The sequence below is a fragment of the Geminocystis herdmanii PCC 6308 genome (genome assembly GCF_000332235.1).
GTDB lineage: Bacteria > Cyanobacteriota > Cyanobacteriia > Cyanobacteriales > Cyanobacteriaceae > Geminocystis > Geminocystis herdmanii.
The window spans coordinates 2,998,770-3,020,318 of the sequence record NZ_CM001775.1 but is presented as its reverse complement, the minus strand read 5'-3'; the positions used below and the strand labels follow the sequence as shown (position 1 = coordinate 3,020,318).

30 protein-coding genes are annotated in these 21,549 nt (G+C 33.7%); 8 read left to right on the top strand and 22 right to left on the bottom strand.

Features of this window, described 5'->3' with window-relative positions; translation table 11 throughout:
* Window positions 1-125: 125 nt before the first annotated feature.
* Window positions 126-1,226: a tRNA guanosine(34) transglycosylase Tgt gene (gene tgt, locus SYN6308_RS15140; RefSeq protein ID WP_017295295.1), complete on the bottom strand. Its 1,101-nt coding sequence runs from the start codon at window positions 1,224-1,226 to the stop codon at window positions 126-128.
* Window positions 1,227-1,699: 473 nt separating this feature from the next.
* The gene (locus tag SYN6308_RS15135; protein WP_017295294.1) at window positions 1,700-2,140 is read right to left on the bottom strand and encodes a hypothetical protein; all 441 of its coding nucleotides are present in this window, start codon (window positions 2,138-2,140) and stop codon (window positions 1,700-1,702) included.
* A 595-nt stretch (window positions 2,141-2,735) separates the two neighbouring features.
* Here SYN6308_RS15135 and cobS point away from each other — a divergent pair.
* Window positions 2,736-3,491: an adenosylcobinamide-GDP ribazoletransferase gene (cobS, locus tag SYN6308_RS15125; protein ID WP_017295292.1), complete on the top strand. Its 756-nt coding sequence runs from the start codon at window positions 2,736-2,738 to the stop codon at window positions 3,489-3,491.
* 402 nt (window positions 3,492-3,893) lie between these two features.
* The gene (locus SYN6308_RS15120; RefSeq protein ID WP_017295291.1) at window positions 3,894-4,313 is read left to right on the top strand and encodes a DUF4278 domain-containing protein; all 420 of its coding nucleotides are present in this window, start codon (window positions 3,894-3,896) and stop codon (window positions 4,311-4,313) included.
* A gap of 82 nt (window positions 4,314-4,395) precedes the next feature.
* On the opposite strand, the gene SYN6308_RS15115 is transcribed toward SYN6308_RS15120, so the two are convergent.
* A complete protein-coding gene (locus SYN6308_RS15115) occupies window positions 4,396-5,961 on the bottom strand; it encodes an NAD(P)H-quinone oxidoreductase subunit N (protein WP_017295290.1) in 1,566 nt (521 codons plus the stop codon).
* A gap of 430 nt (window positions 5,962-6,391) precedes the next feature.
* On the opposite strand from SYN6308_RS15115, the gene SYN6308_RS15110 reads away from it, so the two are divergent.
* The 3 genes from SYN6308_RS15110 (at window position 6,392) to SYN6308_RS15100 (ending at window position 9,956) form a co-directional block, all read left to right on the top strand.
* Window positions 6,392-8,218: a DNA phosphorothioation-associated putative methyltransferase gene (locus SYN6308_RS15110; protein ID WP_017295289.1), complete on the top strand. Its 1,827-nt coding sequence runs from the start codon at window positions 6,392-6,394 to the stop codon at window positions 8,216-8,218.
* A gap of 428 nt (window positions 8,219-8,646) precedes the next feature.
* Window positions 8,647-9,663 (top strand): type I glyceraldehyde-3-phosphate dehydrogenase, encoded by a 1,017-nt coding sequence (gene gap, locus SYN6308_RS15105; RefSeq protein ID WP_017295288.1) that lies wholly within the window; start codon window positions 8,647-8,649, stop codon window positions 9,661-9,663.
* Window positions 9,664-9,776: 113 nt separating this feature from the next.
* Window positions 9,777-9,956 (top strand): hypothetical protein, encoded by a 180-nt coding sequence (locus SYN6308_RS15100; RefSeq protein ID WP_017295287.1) that lies wholly within the window; start codon window positions 9,777-9,779, stop codon window positions 9,954-9,956.
* Between the two features lie 138 nt (window positions 9,957-10,094).
* On the opposite strand, the gene rlmD is transcribed toward SYN6308_RS15100, so the two are convergent.
* The 7 genes from rlmD to SYN6308_RS15065 all read right to left on the bottom strand — a co-directional run bounded on the left by rlmD (window position 10,095) and on the right by SYN6308_RS15065 (window position 13,610).
* Window positions 10,095-11,447, bottom strand: coding sequence for a 23S rRNA (uracil(1939)-C(5))-methyltransferase RlmD (rlmD, locus tag SYN6308_RS15095; protein ID WP_026102103.1), 1,353 nt, complete (start codon window positions 11,445-11,447; stop codon window positions 10,095-10,097).
* A 445-nt stretch (window positions 11,448-11,892) separates the two neighbouring features.
* Window positions 11,893-12,060 (bottom strand): hypothetical protein, encoded by a 168-nt coding sequence (locus tag SYN6308_RS24305; RefSeq protein WP_017295285.1) that lies wholly within the window; start codon window positions 12,058-12,060, stop codon window positions 11,893-11,895.
* Between the two features lie 70 nt (window positions 12,061-12,130).
* Window positions 12,131-12,277: a hypothetical protein gene (locus SYN6308_RS25330; protein WP_017295284.1), complete on the bottom strand. Its 147-nt coding sequence runs from the start codon at window positions 12,275-12,277 to the stop codon at window positions 12,131-12,133.
* Between the two features lie 86 nt (window positions 12,278-12,363).
* Window positions 12,364-12,582, bottom strand: a complete 219-nt coding sequence (locus SYN6308_RS22640; RefSeq protein ID WP_017295283.1) for a hypothetical protein — start codon at window positions 12,580-12,582, stop codon at window positions 12,364-12,366.
* Window position 12,583: 1 nt separating this feature from the next.
* Window positions 12,584-12,832, bottom strand: a complete 249-nt coding sequence (locus tag SYN6308_RS15075) for a hypothetical protein (protein WP_017295282.1) — start codon at window positions 12,830-12,832, stop codon at window positions 12,584-12,586.
* Window positions 12,833-12,938: 106 nt separating this feature from the next.
* Window positions 12,939-13,259, bottom strand: coding sequence for a helix-turn-helix domain-containing protein (locus SYN6308_RS15070; protein WP_017295281.1), 321 nt, complete (start codon window positions 13,257-13,259; stop codon window positions 12,939-12,941).
* A 15-nt stretch (window positions 13,260-13,274) separates the two neighbouring features.
* Entirely contained in the window at window positions 13,275-13,610 is a 336-nt protein-coding gene (locus tag SYN6308_RS15065) for a type II toxin-antitoxin system RelE/ParE family toxin (protein ID WP_017295280.1), read from the bottom strand.
* Window positions 13,611-13,619: 9 nt separating this feature from the next.
* Here SYN6308_RS15065 and SYN6308_RS24655 point away from each other — a divergent pair, with 9 nt between their 5' ends.
* Complete coding sequence (locus SYN6308_RS24655) at window positions 13,620-13,823, top strand: hypothetical protein (RefSeq protein ID WP_144051450.1); 204 nt, start codon at window positions 13,620-13,622, stop codon at window positions 13,821-13,823.
* A gap of 1 nt (window position 13,824) precedes the next feature.
* On the opposite strand, the gene SYN6308_RS25590 is transcribed toward SYN6308_RS24655, so the two are convergent.
* The 9 genes from SYN6308_RS25590 to SYN6308_RS15020 all read right to left on the bottom strand — a co-directional run bounded on the left by SYN6308_RS25590 (window position 13,825) and on the right by SYN6308_RS15020 (window position 19,199).
* Window positions 13,825-13,989 (bottom strand): hypothetical protein, encoded by a 165-nt coding sequence (locus tag SYN6308_RS25590; protein WP_237741225.1) that lies wholly within the window; start codon window positions 13,987-13,989, stop codon window positions 13,825-13,827.
* Window positions 13,979-14,191: a HEPN domain-containing protein gene (locus SYN6308_RS25585; RefSeq protein WP_017295278.1), complete on the bottom strand. Its 213-nt coding sequence runs from the start codon at window positions 14,189-14,191 to the stop codon at window positions 13,979-13,981. The genes SYN6308_RS25590 and SYN6308_RS25585 overlap by 11 nt, the downstream gene beginning before the upstream one ends.
* Window positions 14,188-14,502 carry a nucleotidyltransferase domain-containing protein gene (locus tag SYN6308_RS15055; protein WP_017295277.1) on the bottom strand — a complete coding sequence of 105 codons (315 nt, stop codon included), beginning with the start codon at window positions 14,500-14,502 and terminating at the stop codon, window positions 14,188-14,190. Before SYN6308_RS15055 ends, SYN6308_RS25585 begins: the two co-directional genes overlap by 4 nt.
* A 146-nt stretch (window positions 14,503-14,648) precedes the next feature.
* On the bottom strand, window positions 14,649-14,903 hold the full coding sequence (locus tag SYN6308_RS15050; RefSeq protein ID WP_017295276.1) for a type II toxin-antitoxin system mRNA interferase toxin, RelE/StbE family: 255 nt from the start codon (window positions 14,901-14,903) through the stop codon (window positions 14,649-14,651).
* Complete coding sequence (locus SYN6308_RS15045; RefSeq protein ID WP_017295275.1) at window positions 14,903-15,163, bottom strand: type II toxin-antitoxin system Phd/YefM family antitoxin; 261 nt, start codon at window positions 15,161-15,163, stop codon at window positions 14,903-14,905. The genes SYN6308_RS15050 and SYN6308_RS15045 overlap by 1 nt, the downstream gene beginning before the upstream one ends.
* 138 nt (window positions 15,164-15,301) lie before the next feature.
* Complete coding sequence (locus SYN6308_RS15035; protein WP_017295274.1) at window positions 15,302-16,348, bottom strand: hypothetical protein; 1,047 nt, start codon at window positions 16,346-16,348, stop codon at window positions 15,302-15,304.
* Window positions 16,349-16,350: 2 nt separating this feature from the next.
* The gene (locus tag SYN6308_RS15030; protein ID WP_017295273.1) at window positions 16,351-16,911 is read right to left on the bottom strand and encodes a J domain-containing protein; all 561 of its coding nucleotides are present in this window, start codon (window positions 16,909-16,911) and stop codon (window positions 16,351-16,353) included.
* A 348-nt stretch (window positions 16,912-17,259) separates the two neighbouring features.
* Window positions 17,260-18,498: a vWA domain-containing protein gene (locus SYN6308_RS15025; protein WP_017295272.1), complete on the bottom strand. Its 1,239-nt coding sequence runs from the start codon at window positions 18,496-18,498 to the stop codon at window positions 17,260-17,262.
* Window positions 18,499-18,500: 2 nt separating this feature from the next.
* Window positions 18,501-19,199 carry a MerR family transcriptional regulator gene (locus tag SYN6308_RS15020; protein ID WP_017295271.1) on the bottom strand — a complete coding sequence of 233 codons (699 nt, stop codon included), beginning with the start codon at window positions 19,197-19,199 and terminating at the stop codon, window positions 18,501-18,503.
* Window positions 19,200-19,427: 228 nt separating this feature from the next.
* Here SYN6308_RS15020 and SYN6308_RS15015 point away from each other — a divergent pair, with 228 nt between their 5' ends.
* Both SYN6308_RS15015 and SYN6308_RS15010 read left to right on the top strand, forming a co-directional pair.
* A complete protein-coding gene (locus tag SYN6308_RS15015) occupies window positions 19,428-19,721 on the top strand; it encodes a hypothetical protein (RefSeq protein ID WP_017295270.1) in 294 nt (97 codons plus the stop codon).
* Complete coding sequence (locus tag SYN6308_RS15010) at window positions 19,722-20,126, top strand: type II toxin-antitoxin system VapC family toxin (RefSeq protein WP_017295269.1); 405 nt, start codon at window positions 19,722-19,724, stop codon at window positions 20,124-20,126.
* 4 nt (window positions 20,127-20,130) lie between these two features.
* Here the strand turns inward: SYN6308_RS15010 and rnhA are convergent, their stop codons facing one another.
* The 3 genes from rnhA to lexA form a co-directional block, all read right to left on the bottom strand.
* On the bottom strand, window positions 20,131-20,604 hold the full coding sequence (gene rnhA / locus SYN6308_RS15005; RefSeq protein ID WP_017295268.1) for a ribonuclease HI: 474 nt from the start codon (window positions 20,602-20,604) through the stop codon (window positions 20,131-20,133).
* A complete protein-coding gene (locus SYN6308_RS15000) occupies window positions 20,605-20,799 on the bottom strand; it encodes a hypothetical protein (protein WP_017295267.1) in 195 nt (64 codons plus the stop codon).
* Between the two features lie 78 nt (window positions 20,800-20,877).
* Window positions 20,878-21,483 (bottom strand): transcriptional repressor LexA, encoded by a 606-nt coding sequence (gene lexA, locus SYN6308_RS14995; RefSeq protein WP_017295266.1) that lies wholly within the window; start codon window positions 21,481-21,483, stop codon window positions 20,878-20,880.
* Window positions 21,484-21,549: the final 66 nt, after the last annotated feature.

The following is a 21,549-nucleotide window of genomic DNA, read 5'->3' as shown; positions in this document are numbered from 1 at the left end:
ATAAATAGGGGATGATGAAAAATTCGATCGAGTTTAATTTTAAATTGGTAAAATCAGTTATGGAAATAGGTAAAGTTTTTGTTGGGTTTCGTTTCCTCAACCCAACCTACAAATTAATTGATAAATTAATCTAACCAATGACCAAATTCTGCGATAAAAGTATCATTAATAATTGCCCTACGAATCTTATTAGTAAACTCAATTAACTCGTGTAAATTATGTATAGATAATAAAATATAACCTAACATTTCCCCCGATCGAATTAAATGATTAAGGTAAGCACGACTAAAATTTTTACAGGTATAACAACTACATTGAGGATCAAGGGGGGTAAAATCTTCCTTATACTGCGCATTTCTTAAATTTATCCTCTCACCCTGCACCAATGCCGCCCCATGTCGCCCTAAACGAGTAGGTATGACACAATCAAACAAATCAATTCCAGATGCGATCGCAATTACCATTTCCTTATAAGTGCCTACCCCCATCAAATAACGTGGTTTATTCACTGGCAATAAAGGAGTAGTTTGTCTTACCGTTTCATGTATCAACTCAGGTTTTTCCCCCACACTTACCCCCCCAATGGCATAACCGGGCAAGTCTAAACTAACTAAATCTAAAGCGGATTTAGTGCGTAAATCGGGATAAATTCCCCCTTGCACAATACCAAATAGAGCCTGTTTATCAGGGTTTGCGTGGGCATTTATGCACCTTTGTAACCATTTATAGGTTCTTTCGATCGCAATCACCACTTCATCCCTTGTAGCGGTAGCAGGAGGGCATTCATCAAACGCCATAATCACATCTGCACCTAAAGCATTTTGAATGCGGATAGAGTTTTCTGGTGTCATATTAATCATTCTGCCATCTCTGGGCGATCGAAACATCACACCATCATCAGTAATTTGTCTTAATTTAGCCAAACTAAAAACCTGAAAACCCCCCGAATCCGTCAACATCGGTTTATCCCAACCCACAAAACGATGTAAACCACCGGCTTTAGCGATAATCTCCTCCCCCGGTTGGATGTGCAAATGATAAGTATTACCCAAAATCATTTGAGCATTGACATCATGAAGTTGAGAGGGAGTAACACCCTTAACCGTGCCGACAGTACCGACAGGCATAAATTTCGGAGTTTCCACTATACCATGAGGAGTAGAAAAAACCCCTGCCCTTGCTTTACTATGAGAGCAGTTTGCGATTAATGAATATGTAAAAGTCACCAAGAGAATTAAAAATTAGGAATTAAGAATTAGGAATTAAGAATTAAGAATTAAGAATTAAGAATTAAGAATTAAGAATTAAGAATTTAGCTGACTTGTGCCATAAGCCATGAAATTTATGAGTCTGTTGGCGAAACATTTTGTTACAGAAAATTTGAAAAATCAACGAATTATGTATCCGTTTGATGTGAAAAAAATGTGCAAATATTGATAATTTTGGCATCTTTCCACTTGTCCACCTGTCCACTTGTCCACTTGTCCACCTGTCTCATCTTCATAATTTGCTTTATTTCTAATTAATACAGGTTAAGATTTATTTCGCCAACAGCATCATTTATTTCTTGGCGGACTATGAGATATTACCTAAATCTTTGTTTTTGCACAAATAGTTTATTTTGTCAAATTTTATATAAGAAAATGTTTACCACAACTTCATTTTTTAATTCTACATTCTGCATTCTAAATTCTACATTCTAAAAGTCTTCGTCTAATTGTACATCCCATTTAGCCGATAAAACTTCTTCCAACATATCTTCTAAACAATCAAAACCAATATTTTTCGGAGTTTGCACATCCTGATTAGCCGTAGTAAGTGGAATTAACCTTAATTGACGATTATCTTGGATTAAATCAAAATAGGTTTCTTGAGGAGATACTTGAGTTAATTTGAGATAATCAAAACTTTGAATATTGATATAGAGACTGTTATTAACAACTACTGTAGCTTGATTTGGGTCATTAAATACCTCTAAAATCCAACCTGTACCATTATTTTGCACTACGCCATCGATAATATGTATGTATTTTACTTGTGTTAAATCATTAATTAAACGTTTGATGTCTTCTTTATTAACTAAAATTCCCGATTCGATAATGCAAGGTGCTGGTATTTGACAATAATTTTGGTGATTCATAGTATTAACCCTTTTTTTCGCTCTTACTTACTAATATGTGTTACTGAAAATGAAATGCTTAAAGCATATCTAGCTCTTTTTAATTAAAAATTTACAATACGAGATAATTAAATTCTCTTATGGGAGAAAATAATTATTCTTAATCTATTGTTTCATTGACAGATTAAATGTAGTTAAATCCAAAGAAAGTCAATAGCTACATGAAAATCTCATATTTCGATCGTTAAGTCAATCTTTACAACAAATTTTTGATGTCAAGATTAATATTATTTGAGATTATTTGACAAAAAAGTCTTAATCTACTTCTATATTAATAGCAAATTTGAAATTGAATAAATAATTTTTATTGTTCGCTACGACACAATTTTAACCTAAAATTTCCTTTTTGTTCAGGTTAATCTTAAATATGGGAGATAAAAAAATTTTTTTGGAAACCAGAGGTGTTAGGTTTTGGGTTTTAGGTGTTAGGTATCGAGTAAAATTTCTTAAAATTAGATTTTTGATGCCTAAAGTTATTGTATAGATGTAAAATTTTATGTCTCTATGGAAATTTTTGGAGAAGTCTTTTTCATCAACTCCTAAATATTTTATAGCAATGAAAAATTTGATCCAGTCTTTTTTTGGGGCAATACTTTTTTATACTATTATTCCTTTACCTTCTTTTTTGCCGATAAATTTCAGTAAAATTGCGGTGTGGTTGCCTTGGGTGGGTTGTTTGTTAGGAAGTATATTAGGCTTAATAGCTTATGTTTTAAATATCTTGGGTTTTTCTCCTTTGTTGCAAGGAGTTTTAATCGTGGCATTATGGATATATATAACGGGGGGATTGCATTTAGACGGGGTGATGGATACTGCTGACGGCTTGGCGGTAACAAATCCTGAGAAACGCTTAACGGTAATGACTGATAGTCACACGGGCGCTTATGGGGTAATGGCTGGAATTATTGTGATTTTGTTAAAAGTGGCAAGTGTGATGGCAATAACTGAAAATCTTGGGTTTTATCTGGTTTTTTGTGCTAGTTGGGCTAGATGGGGACAATTTATGTCGATCGTGCTTTATCCTTATCTTAAAGTAGAGGGAAAGGGTGCATTTTTAAAAAAGAGTTTAAATTTACCTTTTGATATAATCTTTACTTCCTTATTTATTATTCCTTTACTGTTAATTGAATATTTTTGGTTAAAAAGTTCCCTTCAACTGATCATAATAGAAACGTTAACGGGGATAATTTCATCATTATTAGTGGGATGGTGGTTTTATCGCCAACTAAAAGGACATACGGGAGACACCTACGGAGCTACAGTCGAATGGAGTGAAGCCTTAATTTTAACTTGTATTTCGATCGTTATCTAGGGTTTGCTGAATAAATCAGAAAACTATTAAAATCAATGGTTTAGACACACTACATTAACCAAAAAGTGCACAACTTTGAGTATTTTTAGTCAACAAATGAGCATTTTTTATATTATTTATAATAAAATACTTTTATAATAATATGTCTGTGCAAAACCTTAAAACCTTGATTTTTGTTAGTTATTCCCTTTTTCCTTTTCCCTCTTCCCTTTTCCCTACCCTCAGCAAAATACTATGAGGCAAACCCTACTTAAATATTAAGTTTTTCTTACAATAACTTTACTTTAATATAAAAAAATGTAAAAATAGATACAGAAGATAAAAAATTATGTCCTTTTAAATTCAAATACTAATTAATTCATTATATAATATAAAAATTTTAAAATATCGGGAGTAAATAATATGAAAATGAAATATCGTGGCAATCAATATAAATCAGAAACTTCTTTATTGGAAATGAAAGAGGGTGATATTATTGGGAAGTATAGAGGCTGTAATGTTTATGGAAAACTACCTCGACATATTCCCCAATTACGTCCAAAATTAGGCTTGAGTTATCGTGGTGTAAGTTATAGTACTTGTCCTAATGCTACTCCTCTATTTTATCCTCAAGAAACAAGTTCGATCGTGAAACAGCACTGTGCGATCGCACCTCACTCCACTATTCCTTCGGCGATAAGTCATCAAAAATTAGAAGAAGTACATTTAGAAAACCTTAGACGCAATTTAGAGAGAAGAATGCTAATTGCGGAGGCGACTCAGAATGATTATTTATTGGAGATGTTAAGAAAAGAATCTCAACAATTATTGGCAATGAGGTAAGCCATGAAGGTAGAAGACAGAAGATAATAGTAAATTAATTTGAAGGGGCGAGTTTTTCTCGCCCTTTTTTATGTCTCAAAATTTACAATACAGAGTTAACCACATTTTGAGCAGAAATGTTATTAATACCTGCTTCTAAAGATGCTTTCAATACCAAGCTACTACTAACAGATTTGTTGGCGATCGTAACCACAGGATTAGATAGAATACCTAGTAAAGAAGTCGCAATGATTAAAAACACCAAAGCCACCTGAATCGGGCGCATTCCCCGTAAATTCCAACGGCTGGGAGGATATTTTTTCACTACTTCTGACATTTCGTGAGGTTCTTTGACAACCATCATTTTGACTACTCGAATGTAATAGTAAATGGAGATAACGCTAGTTACTAAAGCCACTAAAACAAGGCTATAAAGCCCAGCTTGCCAACCTGCCCAGAAAATGTAAATTTTGCCAAAAAATCCAGCTAAAGGGGGAATACCGCCCAAAGAGAGCAAACAGAGACTTAATCCGAGGGTTAATAGGGGGTCTTTTTGATAAAGTCCAGCATAATCGCTAATTTTATCCGTGCCAGTTTTCAAGGAGAAAAGAATAATACAAGCAAATGCACCTAAGTTCATGAATAGGTAAATGAACAAGTAGAATATCATACTAGCGTAACCTGCTTGAGTACCTGCCACTAAACCAATCATCACAAAACCTGCTTGACCAATGGAAGAATAAGCTAACATTCTTTTCATGCTAGTTTGGGCTAAGGCTACCACGTTACCTAATACCATACTCAGAATAGCTAAGGCGGTAAAGATAAAGTGCCATTGTTCGGTGACAGGGGCAAAGGCGGTGACTAATAATCTAATGGCGATGGCAAAACCTGCGGCTTTTGAACCCACAGACAAGAAAGCGACAACGGGAGTGGGTGAGCCTTCATAAACGTCGGGAGTCCATTGGTGAAAGGGTACAGCAGAAATTTTAAAGGCGATACCTGCCACCATAAACACTAAGGCGATGGCTAAACCAAGGGATTCTAAACCAACTCCTGCTTGTAAAGTAGCGGTGATGGTATTAATATTAGTCATGCCTCCTGATAATCCGTATAGTAAGGATGAACCATAGAGGAAAATAGCGGAACTGGCTGCACCAATTAACAAATATTTCAAAGCCGCTTCGTTCGATCGAGGGTCCCGTTTCATGTATCCTGTCATCAGGTAGGATGAAATACTAAGCATCTCTAAAGAGACGAAAATCATCACTAATTCTGATGCACCACAGAGAAACATTCCTCCCAAAGTAGCGGTTAACATGATGCCGATAAATTCCGCTAGGGAAGTGCCTGTATTTTCAATATAGGCGATCGACAGTAGAATAGTGATAGTGGTGGATAGTGCCACGATGCCACGAAAAACGATACTTAAATTATCGGCGGTAAAAGAGCCGAGAAAAGAAGTAGGATCAGGATTATCCCAACCATAGACTAAAGCCACCACCGAAGCGAGGAGTCCGACAATAGCCAAATAAGGCACAAATACAACAGACTTACGCCCAAAAATTAAATCGACTATTAATACTAATAATAATGTAACGATCACGATTCCTTCAGGAAGGATAGCCGTAGCGTTCAATTGACTAGCAATTTGACTAGAAAAATCCATAATTTAATCAATTTGATAACTCTCAATAGTCATCTTACCTGAAAATTGATGAATCAATTAATAATTAGGGTTTGCTGAAAAAGTATTTATCGATTAGGGTGTTACCTGAGTTCGATATAAAAATAGGTGAGGGCTGACTTGGAAGACAGGCAGACAGGCAGACAGGAGGATTGTGTTTTTTTTGAGTCAATAAAATTATTTTTAAAACCCACAAATATTGGGAATTTTTCTACCTGTCCACTTGTCCACTTGTCCACCTGTCTAGTTTTCATCATTTTCTTTATGTCGAACTGAGGTGGGAAGAGGGGATGAAAATACTTTCTAACCTTTATTAAATTTAGTAAATGGATGGTAGGATCAAAGAGAGAAAATTTTCTTAATTAATCAATGTAAAATGTAGCACAAAAATGATAATTACCAAGTCAATTTTATGGTTAATAATTTTATAGAAATATGTGGTATAGCCAAGGAAAGTAAAATAGGAAAGCATCTTCCTAATAATCTTTATGTGCATATTTCCGCCCTAATTTTTTTAGATAATATTCTTCAAGAATATGAAAAAAGTGCTAGAGAATTAATAAATAACTCTGATTTTGATTTAGTAAAATTTAACCTAGAAGAGCCGAAAATATCTTATCTGTTTTATCCTGATTTTGACTCTAATCCTCATCCACCCCTCAAAAAAAGTATTATTGCAAATCTGATTGAAAAAAGCGCTAAAATTATCGACTATAGTAACTCAAATAATCCCCCTATTCTTCATCGCAAAGAAACTTTTATTAATACTAATTATCTTCTTTATGATAAGTTTAAACATTTAACTTTTATTGAGGAAAAGTTAGGTTTATTAGATAATGCTCGTTATATCGGTACTCAAAAAGAATGGCAACAGTTATTAAATGATCATTCTCTGACTTTTATTGATCATAATTTAGTTTGTGATTTACACAATAACCCTCAAGAATTTATTAAAATCGATCGACACAAAGCCGCAATTCATCGTAATAGACTTTCTCGCCCTGTTAATTTAGCCTTAGAAGCAGAGTTATTTTCTGAGCAAACTACATTTTTTGATTATGGATGTGGGCGTGGTTTAGATGTACAAATAATGGCAGAAAAAGGTTATCAAAGTGATGGTTGGGATTTATTTTATCAACCGAATAACCCTTTAAAAAAAGCAGATATTGTTAACTTAGGTTATATCATTAATGTTATTGAAAATGTGACGGAAAGACGAGAAGCATTATTAAAAGCATGGGCATTAACTCAAGAAGTTTTAATCGTGGCGGCACAGGTTTTAATTGACGATCGACAAAAAGGATTTATGGTATATGGTGATGGTATCGTTACCGAAAGAAATACTTTTCAAAAATATTATGATCAAGAGGAGTTAAAAATATATATTGAAAATGTCTTAAATGAGGAAGCTATCCCCGCTGGTTTAGGAATTTATTTTGTGTTTCGAGACAAGGAAAAAGCGAACAATTTTCGAGCATCCCGTTTTCATTCTAGGGTGAGGACTCCTAGAGTTTTACAACCCCTTAAAAAGTTTGCTGATTACCAAGAATTATTAACTCCTTTGATGAATTTTTATACAGAAAGAGGAAGACTACCTCAAAAAAATGAGTTAATTCAAGAAAGCCAAATTAAAGCAGAATTTAGAACATTTAGACAGGCTTTTAAAGTGATTTTACAGGTAACAAATGAGTCAGAATGGGATGCTATTGCCGATCGACGCAGACAAGATATATTATTATATTTAGCCCTAAGTCACTTTACGACACGACCAACAATTCGTCAATTATCTCCTGTGTTAAAAGCAGATATAAAAGAGTTATTTGGTAACTATCAAGCTGCTTGTTTTTTAGCGGATGAAATGTTAATTACCCTGAGAAACCTTAACATAATGAAGCAAATTTGTCAAGAGTTAAAAGTAGGAAAAGTGTTTGAAAAAAGTTATTTAGTACATCTTGATATGTTAGATTCTTTGCCCACTTTACTAAGATTATATGAAGGTTGTGCCAGTCGTACGATCGGACGTATGGAAGAAGGGAATTTAATCAGATTTTACTTTAATATTCCCCGTATTAGTTATTTATATGTTCCTGATTTTGAGACGAAAAAAGAACCAAAATTAAAAACAACAATGTCGATCGATCTCCAAGATTTAAGGGTACAATATCGTAATTATTCCCATGAACAAAATGCTCCAATTATTAAAGATAAACACCTTTTAAAAATAGTAGAAATTGATTAACAATAAAATTTGAATCATCAAATTCTAAAATTACTTATAATCAATTTGTAGGTTGGGTTAGCGAGAGCGTAACCCAACAAAAACTCTAGTATAGCAATCAGGAATCATTTGTGAGAAATAAATTATTAGAAAAAATATCGAAGATACGACTAATCTTGCCTTTTGCCTTTTGCCTCTTGCCTTTGATGATAAGATAATTTTCACAACTCATAACTGACTGCTATAATATAGCAATCAGTCATAAGAATATGATCCCCCCTAACCCCCCTTAAATAAAGGGGGGAATTTAATTTAAACTTCTTACAAATGATTTAAGACTGCTATATTAATATTTTCTTAAAATTTGAACCATTAAAAAAAGTATAGGTACAATGAGAGCAAAAGCTAAATTTATTAGCTAACTTGTCCTCAAAATTTAACAGTTTTTTATGTCTAAAATCAAAATTGGGATTAACGGTTTCGGTAGAATCGGCAGACTGGTTTTTCGTGCTGGTTTAGAGAATCCCGACATCGAATTTGTGGGAATCAATGATTTAGTGCCACCAGAAAATATTGCCTATCTCCTCAAATACGACTCTACCCACGGGAAATTCAAAGGTACAGTAGAAAGCACCGAAGAAGGTATCATTGTTAACGGTAAACTCATTCCCTGTGTTTCTGTGCGCAATCCTGAAGAATTGCCTTGGGGAGATTTAGGTGCTGACTATGTAGTAGAAGCAACGGGATTATTTACCGACTTAGAAGGTGCTGGAAAACATTTAAAAGCTGGGGCGAAAAAAGTTGTGATCTCAGCCCCTACAAAAGAACCTGCTAAAGTTCCCACTTTACTTATGGGAGTAAATCATACCACTTACAACCCAGAAACAGATCATGTGGTTTCTAATGCTAGTTGTACTACTAATTGTTTAGCTCCGATCGCAAAAGTAATCGATGATAATTTTGGTTTAGTGGAAGGGTTAATGACGACAATCCATGCTATGACTGCGACACAGCCTACGGTTGATGGACCTAGTAAAAAAGACCTTAGGGGAGGACGTAGTGCAACACAAAATATTATTCCTGCTTCCACAGGGGCGGCAAAAGCCGTAGCATTAGTGTTACCTCAACTCAAAGGAAAGTTAACGGGGATGGCGTTTAGAGTGCCAACTCCCGATGTTTCGGCAGTGGATTTAACCTTTAAAACGGAAAAGGCTACTACTTATAAAGCTATTTGTGAAGCGATGAAAGAAGCATCGGAAGGGGAGTTGAAGGGAATTTTAGGCTATACAGAAGAAGCGGTGGTGTCTTCGGATTTTATTACTGACCCTCGATCGAGTATATTTGATGCTGATGCTGGTATGGAGTTAAACTCTAACTTTTTTAAGGTAATTTCTTGGTACGATAACGAATGGGGTTATTCTAATCGTATGATTGATTTAATCTTATTTATGGCGAACAACAAATAGATTTTAGAAGTTAGGAATTAGGGGATTGGGATGTTAAGATGTAGAGATAAGTAAGAACTTAGATTGCTCATATTTCAGAAGAATACTATAAATTATTAACTTAATTCAATATTATGTCAGAAGAAAGACTTAAACGAATTGAAATATTACTAGAAACTTGTGCCAAAACAACCGTAGCTAATCAGACAGAAATTAAAGAAGTTAGACAGCAAGTTAGTCAACTTACAACACAGATAGCTTCTTTAAGTGATATGTTTGTGGAAAGCGTAGGAATTATGAGGGCAATGCAATAAAACATTAAAGCTATGCAATCGGAAATCAAAGGATTGCAAACAGAAAATAATAGAATATTAGATCATTTGTTTGGAGAAAATCAAAATTAAATAAGGAATTAAGAAAATTTCTGCCTAATTCCCTAATTCCCTAATCCCCTATTCTTTTCTTCTTTGCAGAATCACGGCGGTTTCTACATGGGGAGTTTGGGGGAAAAAGTCCGCAGGTTGTACAAAAGTTAGTAGATAATCACCGTTTTCACACAGCATTTTTAAATCCCTTGCGAGGGTGGCGGGATGACAACTGATATAAACTATTTTCTCTGGTTTTAAGGTTAGTAATGTTTCGATGACTTGGGGTTGACAACCTTTACGGGGAGGATCGAGAATAACTATATCGGGGTTGTCGTCCATTTCTGGTAAAATTACCTCCGTTTGTCCTAAAATAAATTTAGCATTCTTAATCTCGTTGACTTCTGCGTTACGGTTTGCTTGTTCGATCGAAATGTTATGAGATTCAATACCGATGACTTGTTTCACCTTTCGGGCGATCGGTAGTGTAAATGTACCAATTCCACAATAAAGATCGATTACTGTTTCATGCCCTTGTGGGTTTAATTGTTCTAAAACCTGATTAAATAAGGCTTCTGCCACGGTGGTATTAACTTGAAAGAAGGTTTCGGGGCGCAAATGAAAGGTTAAACCTGCAAAAATTTCGTTAAGATAAAGTCTTCCTGCTAACAAATCCGTATCTTTACCAAAAATAACGTTAGTGGATTTGGGGTTATGGTTTAAGCAGACTCCCACTAAATTAGGATAACGTTGTAACCATTTTTGAGCTTGTTTTTCGATAACTTCGTTACTAACTTGCGCACTTACGAGGGTTAATAAAATTTCCCCCGTGTTTTTACCGATGCGAAAACAAAGATGTCGCAATGCACCTTTTTTGGTTTTTTCATCATAAACGGGGATTTGTAACTTTTGTAAATCTTCTTTAATTTCTTTGAGCAGGGGATTAAGTCGATCGTCTTGTATGGGACACTGGTTAATATTAACAATCTGATGACTATTTTGCTGATAGTATCCTGCTTTAATTGTGCCTGTTTCTGATACTCCTAAAGGATAATTAACTTTGTTACGATAACCTAAATCATCATCAGAAAATATTTTTTCTAGGGTAAAGTCTGTAAAGCCTCCGATACGGGTTAAGGTTTCTTTGACTTGATTTTGTTTGACTTTGAGTTGATATTCATAATCGATGTGTTGCCATTGACAACCTCCGCACTTATCAGCAACAATACAGCGAGGACGAATACGATACTGAGAATTTTCTAGTATTGTCTCTATTTTTCCTTCTGCGTGTTTTTTCTTTACCCTAATAATACGACTCGAAATTCGATCGCCCGTGACGGTATTCGGCACAAATACCACTTGTTGATTAACTTTCCCGATACCATTGCCTTCACTGCTAACGTCTTCGATGTCGAGAGTAAATAATTCGCCCTGTTGTATCATTGATAAATCCATATTTTAAAACCAATTTCTATTCTATAATGGTTTACCACTCGATCGAACTTTATTTATCTTAATCTGCAAAGAAAGAAGACTCTCGTTATCACCTAAGACATCATCTAAAGAGTAAGTTTCCTGATTCGATATTTGTTCAAGACTCTATTATTAATACTATTTTAGTTTAGCAATTCGATCGAACTCTACCCCCAAAAGTCGATCGTCATATTACTTAGATTCTGATCAAATATCTCTTTGAATATACTTATTAAGTTTTTGATCAAAGGTAAAAACTTTTTCCTAATCAATCTTACAATAAGCCCATAGAAGACAATCCACAAAATCTAATCTTGTTTCGCTATAACAATCCAAAGCCTTGATTAATAATTCAGGTTTCTCCAGAAAAACTAATTCCTCCTCAACGAATTTCTGCAAGACTTCTTGAATTTTATCTCTCTACTTCATAAACTTTTTGCAAAACAAATACCACTTCACAGGCAACAGGAAGAAGTAATATTATTCGATTATTTTCTAGTATTTTTTCTGCTTTAGTTGACAATTCTTCATGATCATTGAGAAGATAACGAAGAATTATATTAGCATCAGCAATCGCCATATTTTTCCTCCGTAAAATTTTCCCAAGCCTTTGATTCTAATGTCATTAATTCAGGGTTAGCATAGTTTTTTTATGCTCCTTTTAAACTGTTTTTTTTAATAGAAGAATACTCTTTTGTTAAAATAATAATTTCTACTTGTTGTCCAGAAAATTCTGATGGTAAGTTGAGTAAAACTTGACCATTTTCTACTGTTTTAATTGTACGGATTATTTTCATATTTATTTAATTTACAAATTTTATTTAGTTTATAGAGTGCGATCGAACTCCCCTACAACATCGCACCACCTCATAAATATTATTCTTCAGGAATTTTGACTTAAATCTGCAAATCCTTTGATGACAATAGTTTTATTCTCTGGAAACTCCGCTACTAATTTAAGATTTCCTCCTAATCCTTGAATATAGTTAGCTAAAGTAGAAATCAGTAAATCAGTTCTTTTTTCTAGATGAAGAATTAACTCTCTTCCTCGTTGACGAATCAACTCAGCTACTAAAGTATTCGCATCGATTACTAAACGCATTCTAGTCCTCTTTTTTTGATAAATCAAAGGCTTTGCTTAATTCATCTTCTGATAATCCACTTTCCGCTAAAGCAGTGTTAACCGTTACAGATAATTTATTTAATGCTTCTTGAATTTCAACTTCTGTGGATTCTTGAATGGGAATATAAAACCCGACTACTTTTTGATGCTTTTTAATGGCTAGAATCTCATTACTACCAATATAATGGGATGCTTTATCTCGAAATTGTCTGACACCGATACTTTTCATAATTGATAATTGTGACCACTTTATGACCATTTTATCATAACTTTTTTTATCGCCTAGAGGTTCGATCGCCAAGGGCGGCGCTGCGCGATCGAACTCCCATAAATTATTAATTACTTAATGATTGTATTGTCTCCATAATATCTTTATTAGTCCCTCCTAAAGAAAAAATAGTTTTGAGAATTAAATCAATAGAAACGGAATTATCACAAGCCTCCATTTTAGCTATTCTTGATTGAGAAGATTTGATTTTTTTTGCTAAGGATTCCTGAGAAATATTTTGAGATAATCTTAATTCCTTTAATCGTTTACTTAAAGCTATTTTTAAATCAATAAATGCCATTTCTTCTCGACTTAAACTTAGAAAATCGGAGGTATTTCCTATTTCCCATCCTTGGGCTTTTAGTCTTTCAATTTTAGTTTTATTCATCTATATAGCTCCTGATTAAATATATTGATACTGTCTTAATCTTTTTTGACAAATTTCTATAACTTTTTTAGGGGTTTTATTGGTTGTTTTATCAAAAATATCTAAAATAACAATAGCTTCATCATCAATAAAATAAATAATTCGCCAAGTTTTTTTCTCGTCATTAATGCGTAATTCATGACAATTTGAACCAATGGTGGGCATTGGGCGAGAAATGGGCATTGAGAGGGGTTCACCTCCCTGTAATTTTCTTAATAAAAATCCTACCTCTAGTCTTGCTTTGCTCGAAAAAGGTGGGGTTTTGACTTCTCCTTTGAACCATATAAGGGGTTTACTTTCATTTTCATTCATTGAAACAGTATGTCATTTTTGACATATTATAGCATTTTTTATAAACGTACGTCACGAAGTGCTTCAGGGCGATCGAACTCCACCCCAAAAAGTCGATCGAACTCCACCCCAAAAAGTCGATCGAACTTTCACGAACCTCCCACTATAAAAATCGAACTCCCCTACAAAAAAGTCGATTGCACATCCCCACAAAATGCAATTAGTAAATATTAAATTACAAGTTTTCTGTCGCAAAATTAAGCATTTCTTCAGCTTGAGCGATAATGTTATTAACATCCTCATAACTAATATTAATCTCTAAATTATAGTCTCCTCCTTTTCTCATTTTTTCCGCTTCAATTAACCAACGATGATATATTTTTGGAACTTTATTTTGCAAAATACTTTCCAAATGCTCCGATAATTGCTGAATGTTTGCCATAGGTGAGATTGTCGCCTTCTAAAAAAGCTGAAGCTATATAAAACATAGTATAATAAGCCCTAGAAACGGCAAATTCAGGATAGCCATTCTCATTAATTTGTTTGGCTACTTCTAAACTTTTTCTTGCTTTCTCTAAAAATTTGTGTTGAGTATTATTCATAGTTTAATACCCTCTTTTTTTATATTTCGATAAAAAGCATTATTTTCATTTTTTAATTGTTCTTCAGTCGTAAAACAACAGCTAATTAAACGATCGTACTCTAAACAGAGATTACTAATAAATTCACCTATTTTCTGTACTTCTTGATAATAATTAAATGGTGTCTCTAAGACTATTAAAATATCAATATCCGATTCTAAGATGGCATCTCCTCTGGCTTCTGAACCAAATAGTATTACCTGTTTTAAATTATTGTGATAAGTTGATTTTAAATAATCATATAATTGAGATAAAATTGGTTTAATTATCATATATTTTTAACAATTTATTTGAATCGTTAATAATTGTTTTTATGTTTTTATCGAACTTCCCCCCCAAAAAACTCGATCGAACTTCCCCCCACAGAAATCGAACTTCTCACCACAAAATCGAACTTTTAAATTGTTATTGACTAGAATTAATCTCCATAATGAGTTTTTGCACGATGAATATATATTAGTTTTTGAGGCTCATCAATAGTATAAAGAATTCTGTCTTTATAACTTAAACGGATAGAGTAGAATCCACTCAAATCTCCGAGCAGTTTTTTACCACCATAAGGACTAATACTTATTATTTCTTGAATAATTTTTTTGAGTTTTTCTTTCTGTTTTTGGGTAAGTTGAGCTACATCTTTTTTGGCTTCTTTGGTAAATCTTATTTGATAAACCATCAATCAATATCTCCCAATACATCATCTAAAGAGTAAGTTTCATTATTTGATATTTGTTCAAGGGAACGTTGTAAACTTTCTCTTAGTCCTGAAATTGATAATAGCTCGATCGTTTCTTGTAAACTTTCATAATCTTTTTGAGAGATTAACACCGCAGAAGCATTAACCCCTTCTAATTCATAGATTTTATTTTCTTCGTTGACTGATTTGATTAATTCGATTAAATCTTCTTGATTATTATTGATGAGCAATTTTTCCATAAGTGACACACAACTATTAATACAATTTTAGTTTAGCAATTCGATCCCGAAGAGATCTGCTACGCAGTGCGAACTTCCCCCCCCAAAAAACTCGATCGAACTTCCCCCCCAAAAAACTCGATCGAATATTATTTTTTCTTAAATTTTTAAGGTTTTTTGAATGTGGAAAAGACGATCAAGTAATTCTTCTGTTGCCTGTTCGGGATAACGTTCTGTAATAAAATCAATGAAATTTTGAACTGTACACTCTACATCATAACCTCCCATCCAAGTTAAATGAAATTCTTGATGTATTTTTTCATCAATGGTAATCAAGTTATCAATAGAAGTTGCTAAATGGGGATGTTTATTTACACTATACAAATGATGAGCTGCGATCGCATTTATTTTTTTACTATTTTTATGAACTAAAGTAATTTGACAAGTATTTTTATCCCTTGTTTTAGCCTTATGTTTCGCACTTTCAATATCTTTATTAAATCTTAATTTTTTCCGCTCTTTTTCCTGTAAAACAGGTTCAATTTGTTGGCTAACTGCCATGCACATTTTTTGACGAGATTTATCCTTTAAATTTTCTCCTAATTCTCTTGCAATTCTTACCGAACCTTTTCCAGAAAACCATAATTCAAAAACAGGATTTTCATTGATATTATCTTGCTTATTTTTTCTTTTTTGGATGTTTTTTTTCGGTAATTCTCTTTCTGCAAAATCTACATTTGCTTCTAAAGGTTTCTCTGATTTTCTTAAATCTTCTATGGCTTGATTTAATCTTGCCCCACTGGTTGTTAATATTCTCCTTAAACTTTGTTTTGGAATCATTGAACGACCATTTACTTGTATAATTTTTTCATCCTCAGTTAATTCTTCTAAAATAACTTTTTTTGCTAAAGCATTGCGTATTTTTTTCCGATGTCCTGTAATAAATTCCTTTATTTGTGCAATAATTCCTCGTTTTTCATGGGTGTCTAAATAGGTAGCAATTTTTAACGCACCGTTAGTTGAATATTTCCTAATTTTTTTATTTTTGTTGAGGAAAATATAATCTTGATTTTCTTGTAAATCCCATTCATCATCTGGATCAGAATCAAAAAAATCGATTATTTTGTCTAAACGCTCTAATGATATTTCTAAAGCGGTAGTTAATTCTTCTTCAGAAATAGTAAATAAATTTTTTTCTTTTGCCATGATTAAATCTGAAATGTTTTAGGTAAAATTGACTGATACATAATATTGATGCGATCAAAAATTTCGCCATTTCCTGTTTCTAAGTTATCCGGATGATATTTTTTCGATAATTCTCTATAAGCGGATTTAATATCTTTTTCCGTTGCAGTTTTAGGATTAAGCCCAAATACTAGCCAAGGGCGAAAATACTTGAAAATATTAATACCATTAATACAGTTAACTCCTTCTTCTCCTTTTTCTTCAGGCAAAATATCGACAAATTCCCGATAGAGAGTTTCCCATGATTCCTTTTGACGAAAGTTTAAATTCATGCTTTCTGTGGATAATTTAAACTCAGAGGATTTGCGTAAATCTTTGGTATCTTTTACTCGAAAATAATCTAAAACAGCTTGTTTTATCACTGCCATAGATAAGGGTTTTTTCCTTTTTGTTTTAGTTATATTTTTACTTTTTGTTTTTTGATTGAGAATAACAAAGTTAGCAAACTCTTTTAAAAGAGAACTTTCGATTCCTTTTTCTTGAGAGATGCGATCAATTTCTTGATAAATAGTTTCGTTTAACATAATTTTTTCCCTATAATGCTCATTTTATTCATATTTTAATTTAATTTTTCTTATAACAACTTCAAAAAATATTCTCATGGAATAAATAGAAGAATAATTTTTCCTCTTATTTATCTATCAGTGTCAAAAGTTCAAATTATGCAGTAATATGGAATAAATTTTAAAAATTTACTTATTCCTTAAAAGTGAAGTTAAAAGCATGATCGCACATCAACCTTCAGAAAAGCGGTAATATGTCATAATCGTTGCACTTTTGTCATGTCCCATGTTTTAAAATAGCAAGGGGTTAATATTATTAAGCCCCTACGATGCGAAAGGCACACTGCTCGATCGAACTTTATGAACCTTTTATTGACGACTACGGCGTTTGCTATAATTCTGAAATTGAGCTTTTTTCCGCATAGATTTACCCTCTCCCTTTTCCAAATCCTCCAATAAATTGTCCATTTCCGCTATTTCTGGCTCAATCATATTAAAACACACCCCAGAAGCCATCATTTCTTCTTTTGCCTCCTGTAAACGCTCTCTTGTACCCTGTATATCTCCTCTATCAAGGTTTCTTACAGCCTCCTCTTTTGCCCGTGAAGCCATTAACTGAGCTACTTTTGCCTTTACCTCCTCATTAAAAGGATAACTATTCAACTGGGCGGAGTTAACCACAGGTAACTGTAATTGATGATGAGATACCTTTCTCGACTGGGTTTCATTGTCATCATAAGCTAATCGGAATTTAACCAGAGGTGCTGATTCCGTCATAGGAGGAATTTTTAATCGCAATACCATATCAAATTGATTTCCTGCAATAAGATTCGGTAATTTATAACGCCCGTATTCCGTTTTTTCCAAATCGTTAAACACATCCACCAATTCCACAGGAGAAAAAGGATTAATCCCTAAACTGACTTTTTGCCCAATGGTTGCCATAATCCCCTGTAACTCAGCATTGAAGATATTTGGTAACTGATCTGGATTTTGGATAAAGTAATAGTTACCATCGCCAGAAAGGGCGATTCCCTGCATCAAATCCTCATTAAAATCATCCCCGATGCCCATTGTCGTAGTGCTAACTCCCCGTTTACTCAAGCCATTAACATCATTCCCAATCACATCAGGATTCGTCTCTCCCTCATTCGCCAAGCCATCGGATAACAAGATAACACGGTTTAAATGTTCAAGTTGCAGATATTTACTCACCTGAGTCGCCCCTTCTAACCAACCATCATACAACGCCGTGCAACCTCCACAATAAATGTTTTGAATTCGATCGATCATATCCTGTTTCTGAGTTGCCCGTTGAGAGGGAATAATCACTTCTACCTCATCATCATAGATAGTTACACTAATCCTGTCAGATTCTTTTAATTGTTGTACTGCATAGATAGCTGCTTGACGAGCATACTTAATTTTATCACCTTGCATCGAACCCGATCGATCAATTACTAACCCTAAATTAAGAGGAGGGCGTTGTCGATTAGTCTGGATTTCAGGCACAGTAATTCTCACAATCACATCAAGATTAGTTATGCTATCAGAAGCAATAGCATCTCTTAAACAGATAAATTGCACTTGGGGCTTAATATTGGTCATAATTACCTCTTTTTGAAGAATTTAGTTAAAATATTGCTGAAAAGTTTTATTAAAGACTCTTTCTCTTTGATACTATTGGGATAAACGAAATCATCCCGAATATGTAACTCTAAACCGTCTAAAATCCTGATACGAGTCCAACTTTCTTGCCTGTCTAATAAGTTTTGATGATTATAAATCTCACCTAATGCAGACATGGTATCTTTGTTCTCGATCGACGGGATTTGATTCTCTTGTTTGACGTTACCTCCCATAGTTGATTGACTTCTTTTCCCCTTTAAATTGGCGAGAAAATCCAAAGCTGAATTACTAGAATTGTGGGTTTCTGTTAAAATCGGATGGGCTGTTGTAATATTAATCTGAATACCTCCCACTAATAAATTTTTTAACTCCTGATTAGTTTTCGAGGTTAATAAATCATTAATCGCCGTTGTGCCGATACCATCGCTTAACAAACGCTTGACTAACAATAACTGTAAAAGATGACGATAGGTATAAAAAGCATAACGATTTTGACGAATAGGCTCATCCATCAACCTTTGACTGGTGTACGATCGTACTAAACGAGGGTTAATTTCTTCTGTCACTTTGCTATTACCCTTTATCTGGGGAAGATATAAAGGTAATAACTGATTAGCTACCTCCACAAAATCATCGAGTAACCATTCTTGATGATTGTTTTCTAAAGTTTCTAAGTCCATAACTTTAAGATAACACTTACTTTATAAAATGTCAATATCATTTTTAAATGAAAATAAAACTTATCATAAAATTCTCTGTAGGGGTTGAATACTATTCAACCCAAAATCATTCATTACCTTATTCAACCCGAAAATATCTCTAATTTTTACCTCTTTAGAGGTAACTACAAACCTTTAAAAGTTTTTTAATCTATAATTTATTTAAGGTAAAAAAAAGGAGCGATGAATATGAATCAAGTGATAAATTGTCAAGTTAATGAACAAAAAATAACAGAAATTGTGGAAAAATTAATTGATAGTCAAGTACTTTATCAAGAAAACTTAAATCGACAGGAAATGATCAAAGTAATGAAAGAAAATTTTACCCCCATTAATGTACCCGATCTCAATGAAATTTCTGAAGATGAATTAGCAAAAAGAATCAAAAGCCTGTTGTCATTATATTTAGTCTCTGGAATGCTAAGTGATTTTACTCCAGAAGAAATGAGAATATTTGATGAGGCAGTTAAAAGAGGCAATTAAATGGGTTATTTATTAGATACAAATATTGTTTCATATTTTTTAAAACAAAACCAAAAATTATACTTAAAAATTGAAACTATGCGTCGTAGTGGTCAATTTATTGCTATTAGTGGGATAACTTATTATGAAATTCAAAGAGGTCTTTTAAAAACCAATGCTACTAAAAAATTGGCATTATTTCAAATATTTTGTCAAGATTATCCCATTTTATTTTTAGATAGCTTGGCGATTTTTGAAAAAGCCTCTGAAATTCACGCAGATTTGACAAAAAGAGGGCAGATAATTCAGGATGCAGATATTTTAATCGCCTCCACTGCTATTATTAATAATTTAACCCTAGTTTCCCATGATTCTGATTTAACTAGGGTTCAAGATTTATCTTTAGAAAATTGGTTAATGTCTTAAGTAATTAAATATAGTTACTATCTTCTTCTAAGTCCGAACTTTGGGCAGCATTGAAAGCCAGTCGATCGCACCTTTCATTTTCCCTGTTGCCAGAATGTCCCCTAACCCAGATAAAATTAACTTGATGTTGCTCACATAATTCTAGTAATATTTGCCATAAATCAGGGTTTTTCGCTTTTTCTTTAGCATTGCGTTGCCAATTATTTTTTTGCCATTTTTTCGCCCAACCTTTACTAATGGCGTTGACGACGTATTGAGAATCGGTATAAAGATTAACTCGACAAGGTTTTTTGAGGGCTTGTAATCCTTTAATCACCGCTAAAATTTCCATACGGTTATTGGTAGTTCTCACATAACCCCCTGATAATTCTTTACGATTATCCCCTGCTAACAATACTACTCCATAACCTCCCGGACCGGGATTATTTAAACAAGAACCATCGGTATAAATTTCTACTTGTGGTAATTTATCACTCATTTATTTTTTTCCTGATAGAAGGTTATTAGGTAGTTTTTGTAATAAATCTCTCATCCCCTGTTCATAATTCGATGCGATCGCCAATAAAGCACCACCGAAAATATAGAGGGGAAGAGGGATAAAGAAATGTTTTAGCCACAAGACAAATTGAGCTAACACAAAAATAAGTAAAAAACTGACAAACAGAACTTTCATGGTTATTCCTCACACACAATCTTTAGTTCCTAGGGTACTAGAAAATGAGAAAAAAATTTAATTTCTCATCATCTATTCTTAATTAAAAAGACGACATACCCCCTGTAAAACTCCTTGAATTTCCACTTCCTCCAAAGGTGCAGTAATGGGTTCATAATTAGGGTTAGACGCTTTTAACACCACTTCATCCCCTGAAAAATAAATTCTTTTGAGGGTTGTGCCTTCACCTTCTACTCTTACGGCTACGATGTCTCCTTCCTTGGCTTCTCCTTGTTCTTCGATCGATCGCAGGATCACATAATCCCCCTCAGTGATATGATCATTAATCATACTGTCTCCTGTGACTTGGAGGGCAAAACAGTTAGATTGATTAAACATCGAACCCATATCTAACTTTTCTTGTTCATCGGTGAAAGGTTCAACTAATCCTCCAGCAGTGATTTTCCCTTCTAAAGTCAATCCTTGAGCATAATTTTTTAAGATTTTGAGAGTGCGCGCTTGTCCACCAGACCAATCAATATAGCCTTTATTACGCATTTTTTCTAAACGACTTTGAATGGGCGCAGGCGATCGTAAATTCATGGCTTTCATCATCTCCCGAATGGAAGGAGAGTGTTTATTTGTCTGAATATATTGAATCAACCATTCATATAACTGTTTTTGTGCAGGAGTTAAATTTTCCATAATTCACCTATAAAAGAATTAATTATCATTACTTATAATTTAACCTAGAACACTCGTACTAAGCAA

Coding starts and splice junctions, on each gene's coding strand:
- SYN6308_RS15135 (WP_017295294.1), bottom strand. CDS start 2,140: ATGAATCACCAAAATTATTGTCAAATACCAGCACCTTGCATTATCGAA.
- cobS (WP_017295292.1), top strand. CDS start 2,736: ATGAAAAATTTGATCCAGTCTTTTTTTGGGGCAATACTTTTTTATACT.
- SYN6308_RS15120 (WP_017295291.1), top strand. CDS start 3,894: ATGAAAATGAAATATCGTGGCAATCAATATAAATCAGAAACTTCTTTA.
- SYN6308_RS15115 (WP_017295290.1), bottom strand. CDS start 5,961: ATGGATTTTTCTAGTCAAATTGCTAGTCAATTGAACGCTACGGCTATC.
- SYN6308_RS15110 (WP_017295289.1), top strand. CDS start 6,392: ATGGTTAATAATTTTATAGAAATATGTGGTATAGCCAAGGAAAGTAAA.
- gap (WP_017295288.1), top strand. CDS start 8,647: ATGTCTAAAATCAAAATTGGGATTAACGGTTTCGGTAGAATCGGCAGA.
- SYN6308_RS15100 (WP_017295287.1), top strand. CDS start 9,777: ATGTCAGAAGAAAGACTTAAACGAATTGAAATATTACTAGAAACTTGT.
- SYN6308_RS24305 (WP_017295285.1), bottom strand. CDS start 12,060: ATGGCGATTGCTGATGCTAATATAATTCTTCGTTATCTTCTCAATGAT.
- SYN6308_RS25330 (WP_017295284.1), bottom strand. CDS start 12,277: ATGAAAATAATCCGTACAATTAAAACAGTAGAAAATGGTCAAGTTTTA.
- SYN6308_RS22640 (WP_017295283.1), bottom strand. CDS start 12,582: ATGCGTTTAGTAATCGATGCGAATACTTTAGTAGCTGAGTTGATTCGT.
- SYN6308_RS15075 (WP_017295282.1), bottom strand. CDS start 12,832: ATGAAAAGTATCGGTGTCAGACAATTTCGAGATAAAGCATCCCATTAT.
- SYN6308_RS15070 (WP_017295281.1), bottom strand. CDS start 13,259: ATGAATAAAACTAAAATTGAAAGACTAAAAGCCCAAGGATGGGAAATA.
- SYN6308_RS15065 (WP_017295280.1), bottom strand. CDS start 13,610: ATGAATGAAAATGAAAGTAAACCCCTTATATGGTTCAAAGGAGAAGTC.
- SYN6308_RS24655 (WP_144051450.1), top strand. CDS start 13,620: ATGTCATTTTTGACATATTATAGCATTTTTTATAAACGTACGTCACGA.
- SYN6308_RS25585 (WP_017295278.1), bottom strand. CDS start 14,191: ATGAATAATACTCAACACAAATTTTTAGAGAAAGCAAGAAAAAGTTTA.
- SYN6308_RS15055 (WP_017295277.1), bottom strand. CDS start 14,502: ATGATAATTAAACCAATTTTATCTCAATTATATGATTATTTAAAATCA.
- SYN6308_RS15050 (WP_017295276.1), bottom strand. CDS start 14,903: ATGGTTTATCAAATAAGATTTACCAAAGAAGCCAAAAAAGATGTAGCT.
- SYN6308_RS15045 (WP_017295275.1), bottom strand. CDS start 15,163: ATGGAAAAATTGCTCATCAATAATAATCAAGAAGATTTAATCGAATTA.
- SYN6308_RS15035 (WP_017295274.1), bottom strand. CDS start 16,348: ATGGCAAAAGAAAAAAATTTATTTACTATTTCTGAAGAAGAATTAACT.
- SYN6308_RS15030 (WP_017295273.1), bottom strand. CDS start 16,911: ATGTTAAACGAAACTATTTATCAAGAAATTGATCGCATCTCTCAAGAA.
- SYN6308_RS15025 (WP_017295272.1), bottom strand. CDS start 18,498: ATGACCAATATTAAGCCCCAAGTGCAATTTATCTGTTTAAGAGATGCT.
- SYN6308_RS15020 (WP_017295271.1), bottom strand. CDS start 19,199: ATGGACTTAGAAACTTTAGAAAACAATCATCAAGAATGGTTACTCGAT.
- SYN6308_RS15015 (WP_017295270.1), top strand. CDS start 19,428: ATGAATCAAGTGATAAATTGTCAAGTTAATGAACAAAAAATAACAGAA.
- SYN6308_RS15010 (WP_017295269.1), top strand. CDS start 19,722: ATGGGTTATTTATTAGATACAAATATTGTTTCATATTTTTTAAAACAA.
- rnhA (WP_017295268.1), bottom strand. CDS start 20,604: ATGAGTGATAAATTACCACAAGTAGAAATTTATACCGATGGTTCTTGT.
- SYN6308_RS15000 (WP_017295267.1), bottom strand. CDS start 20,799: ATGAAAGTTCTGTTTGTCAGTTTTTTACTTATTTTTGTGTTAGCTCAA.
- lexA (WP_017295266.1), bottom strand. CDS start 21,483: ATGGAAAATTTAACTCCTGCACAAAAACAGTTATATGAATGGTTGATT.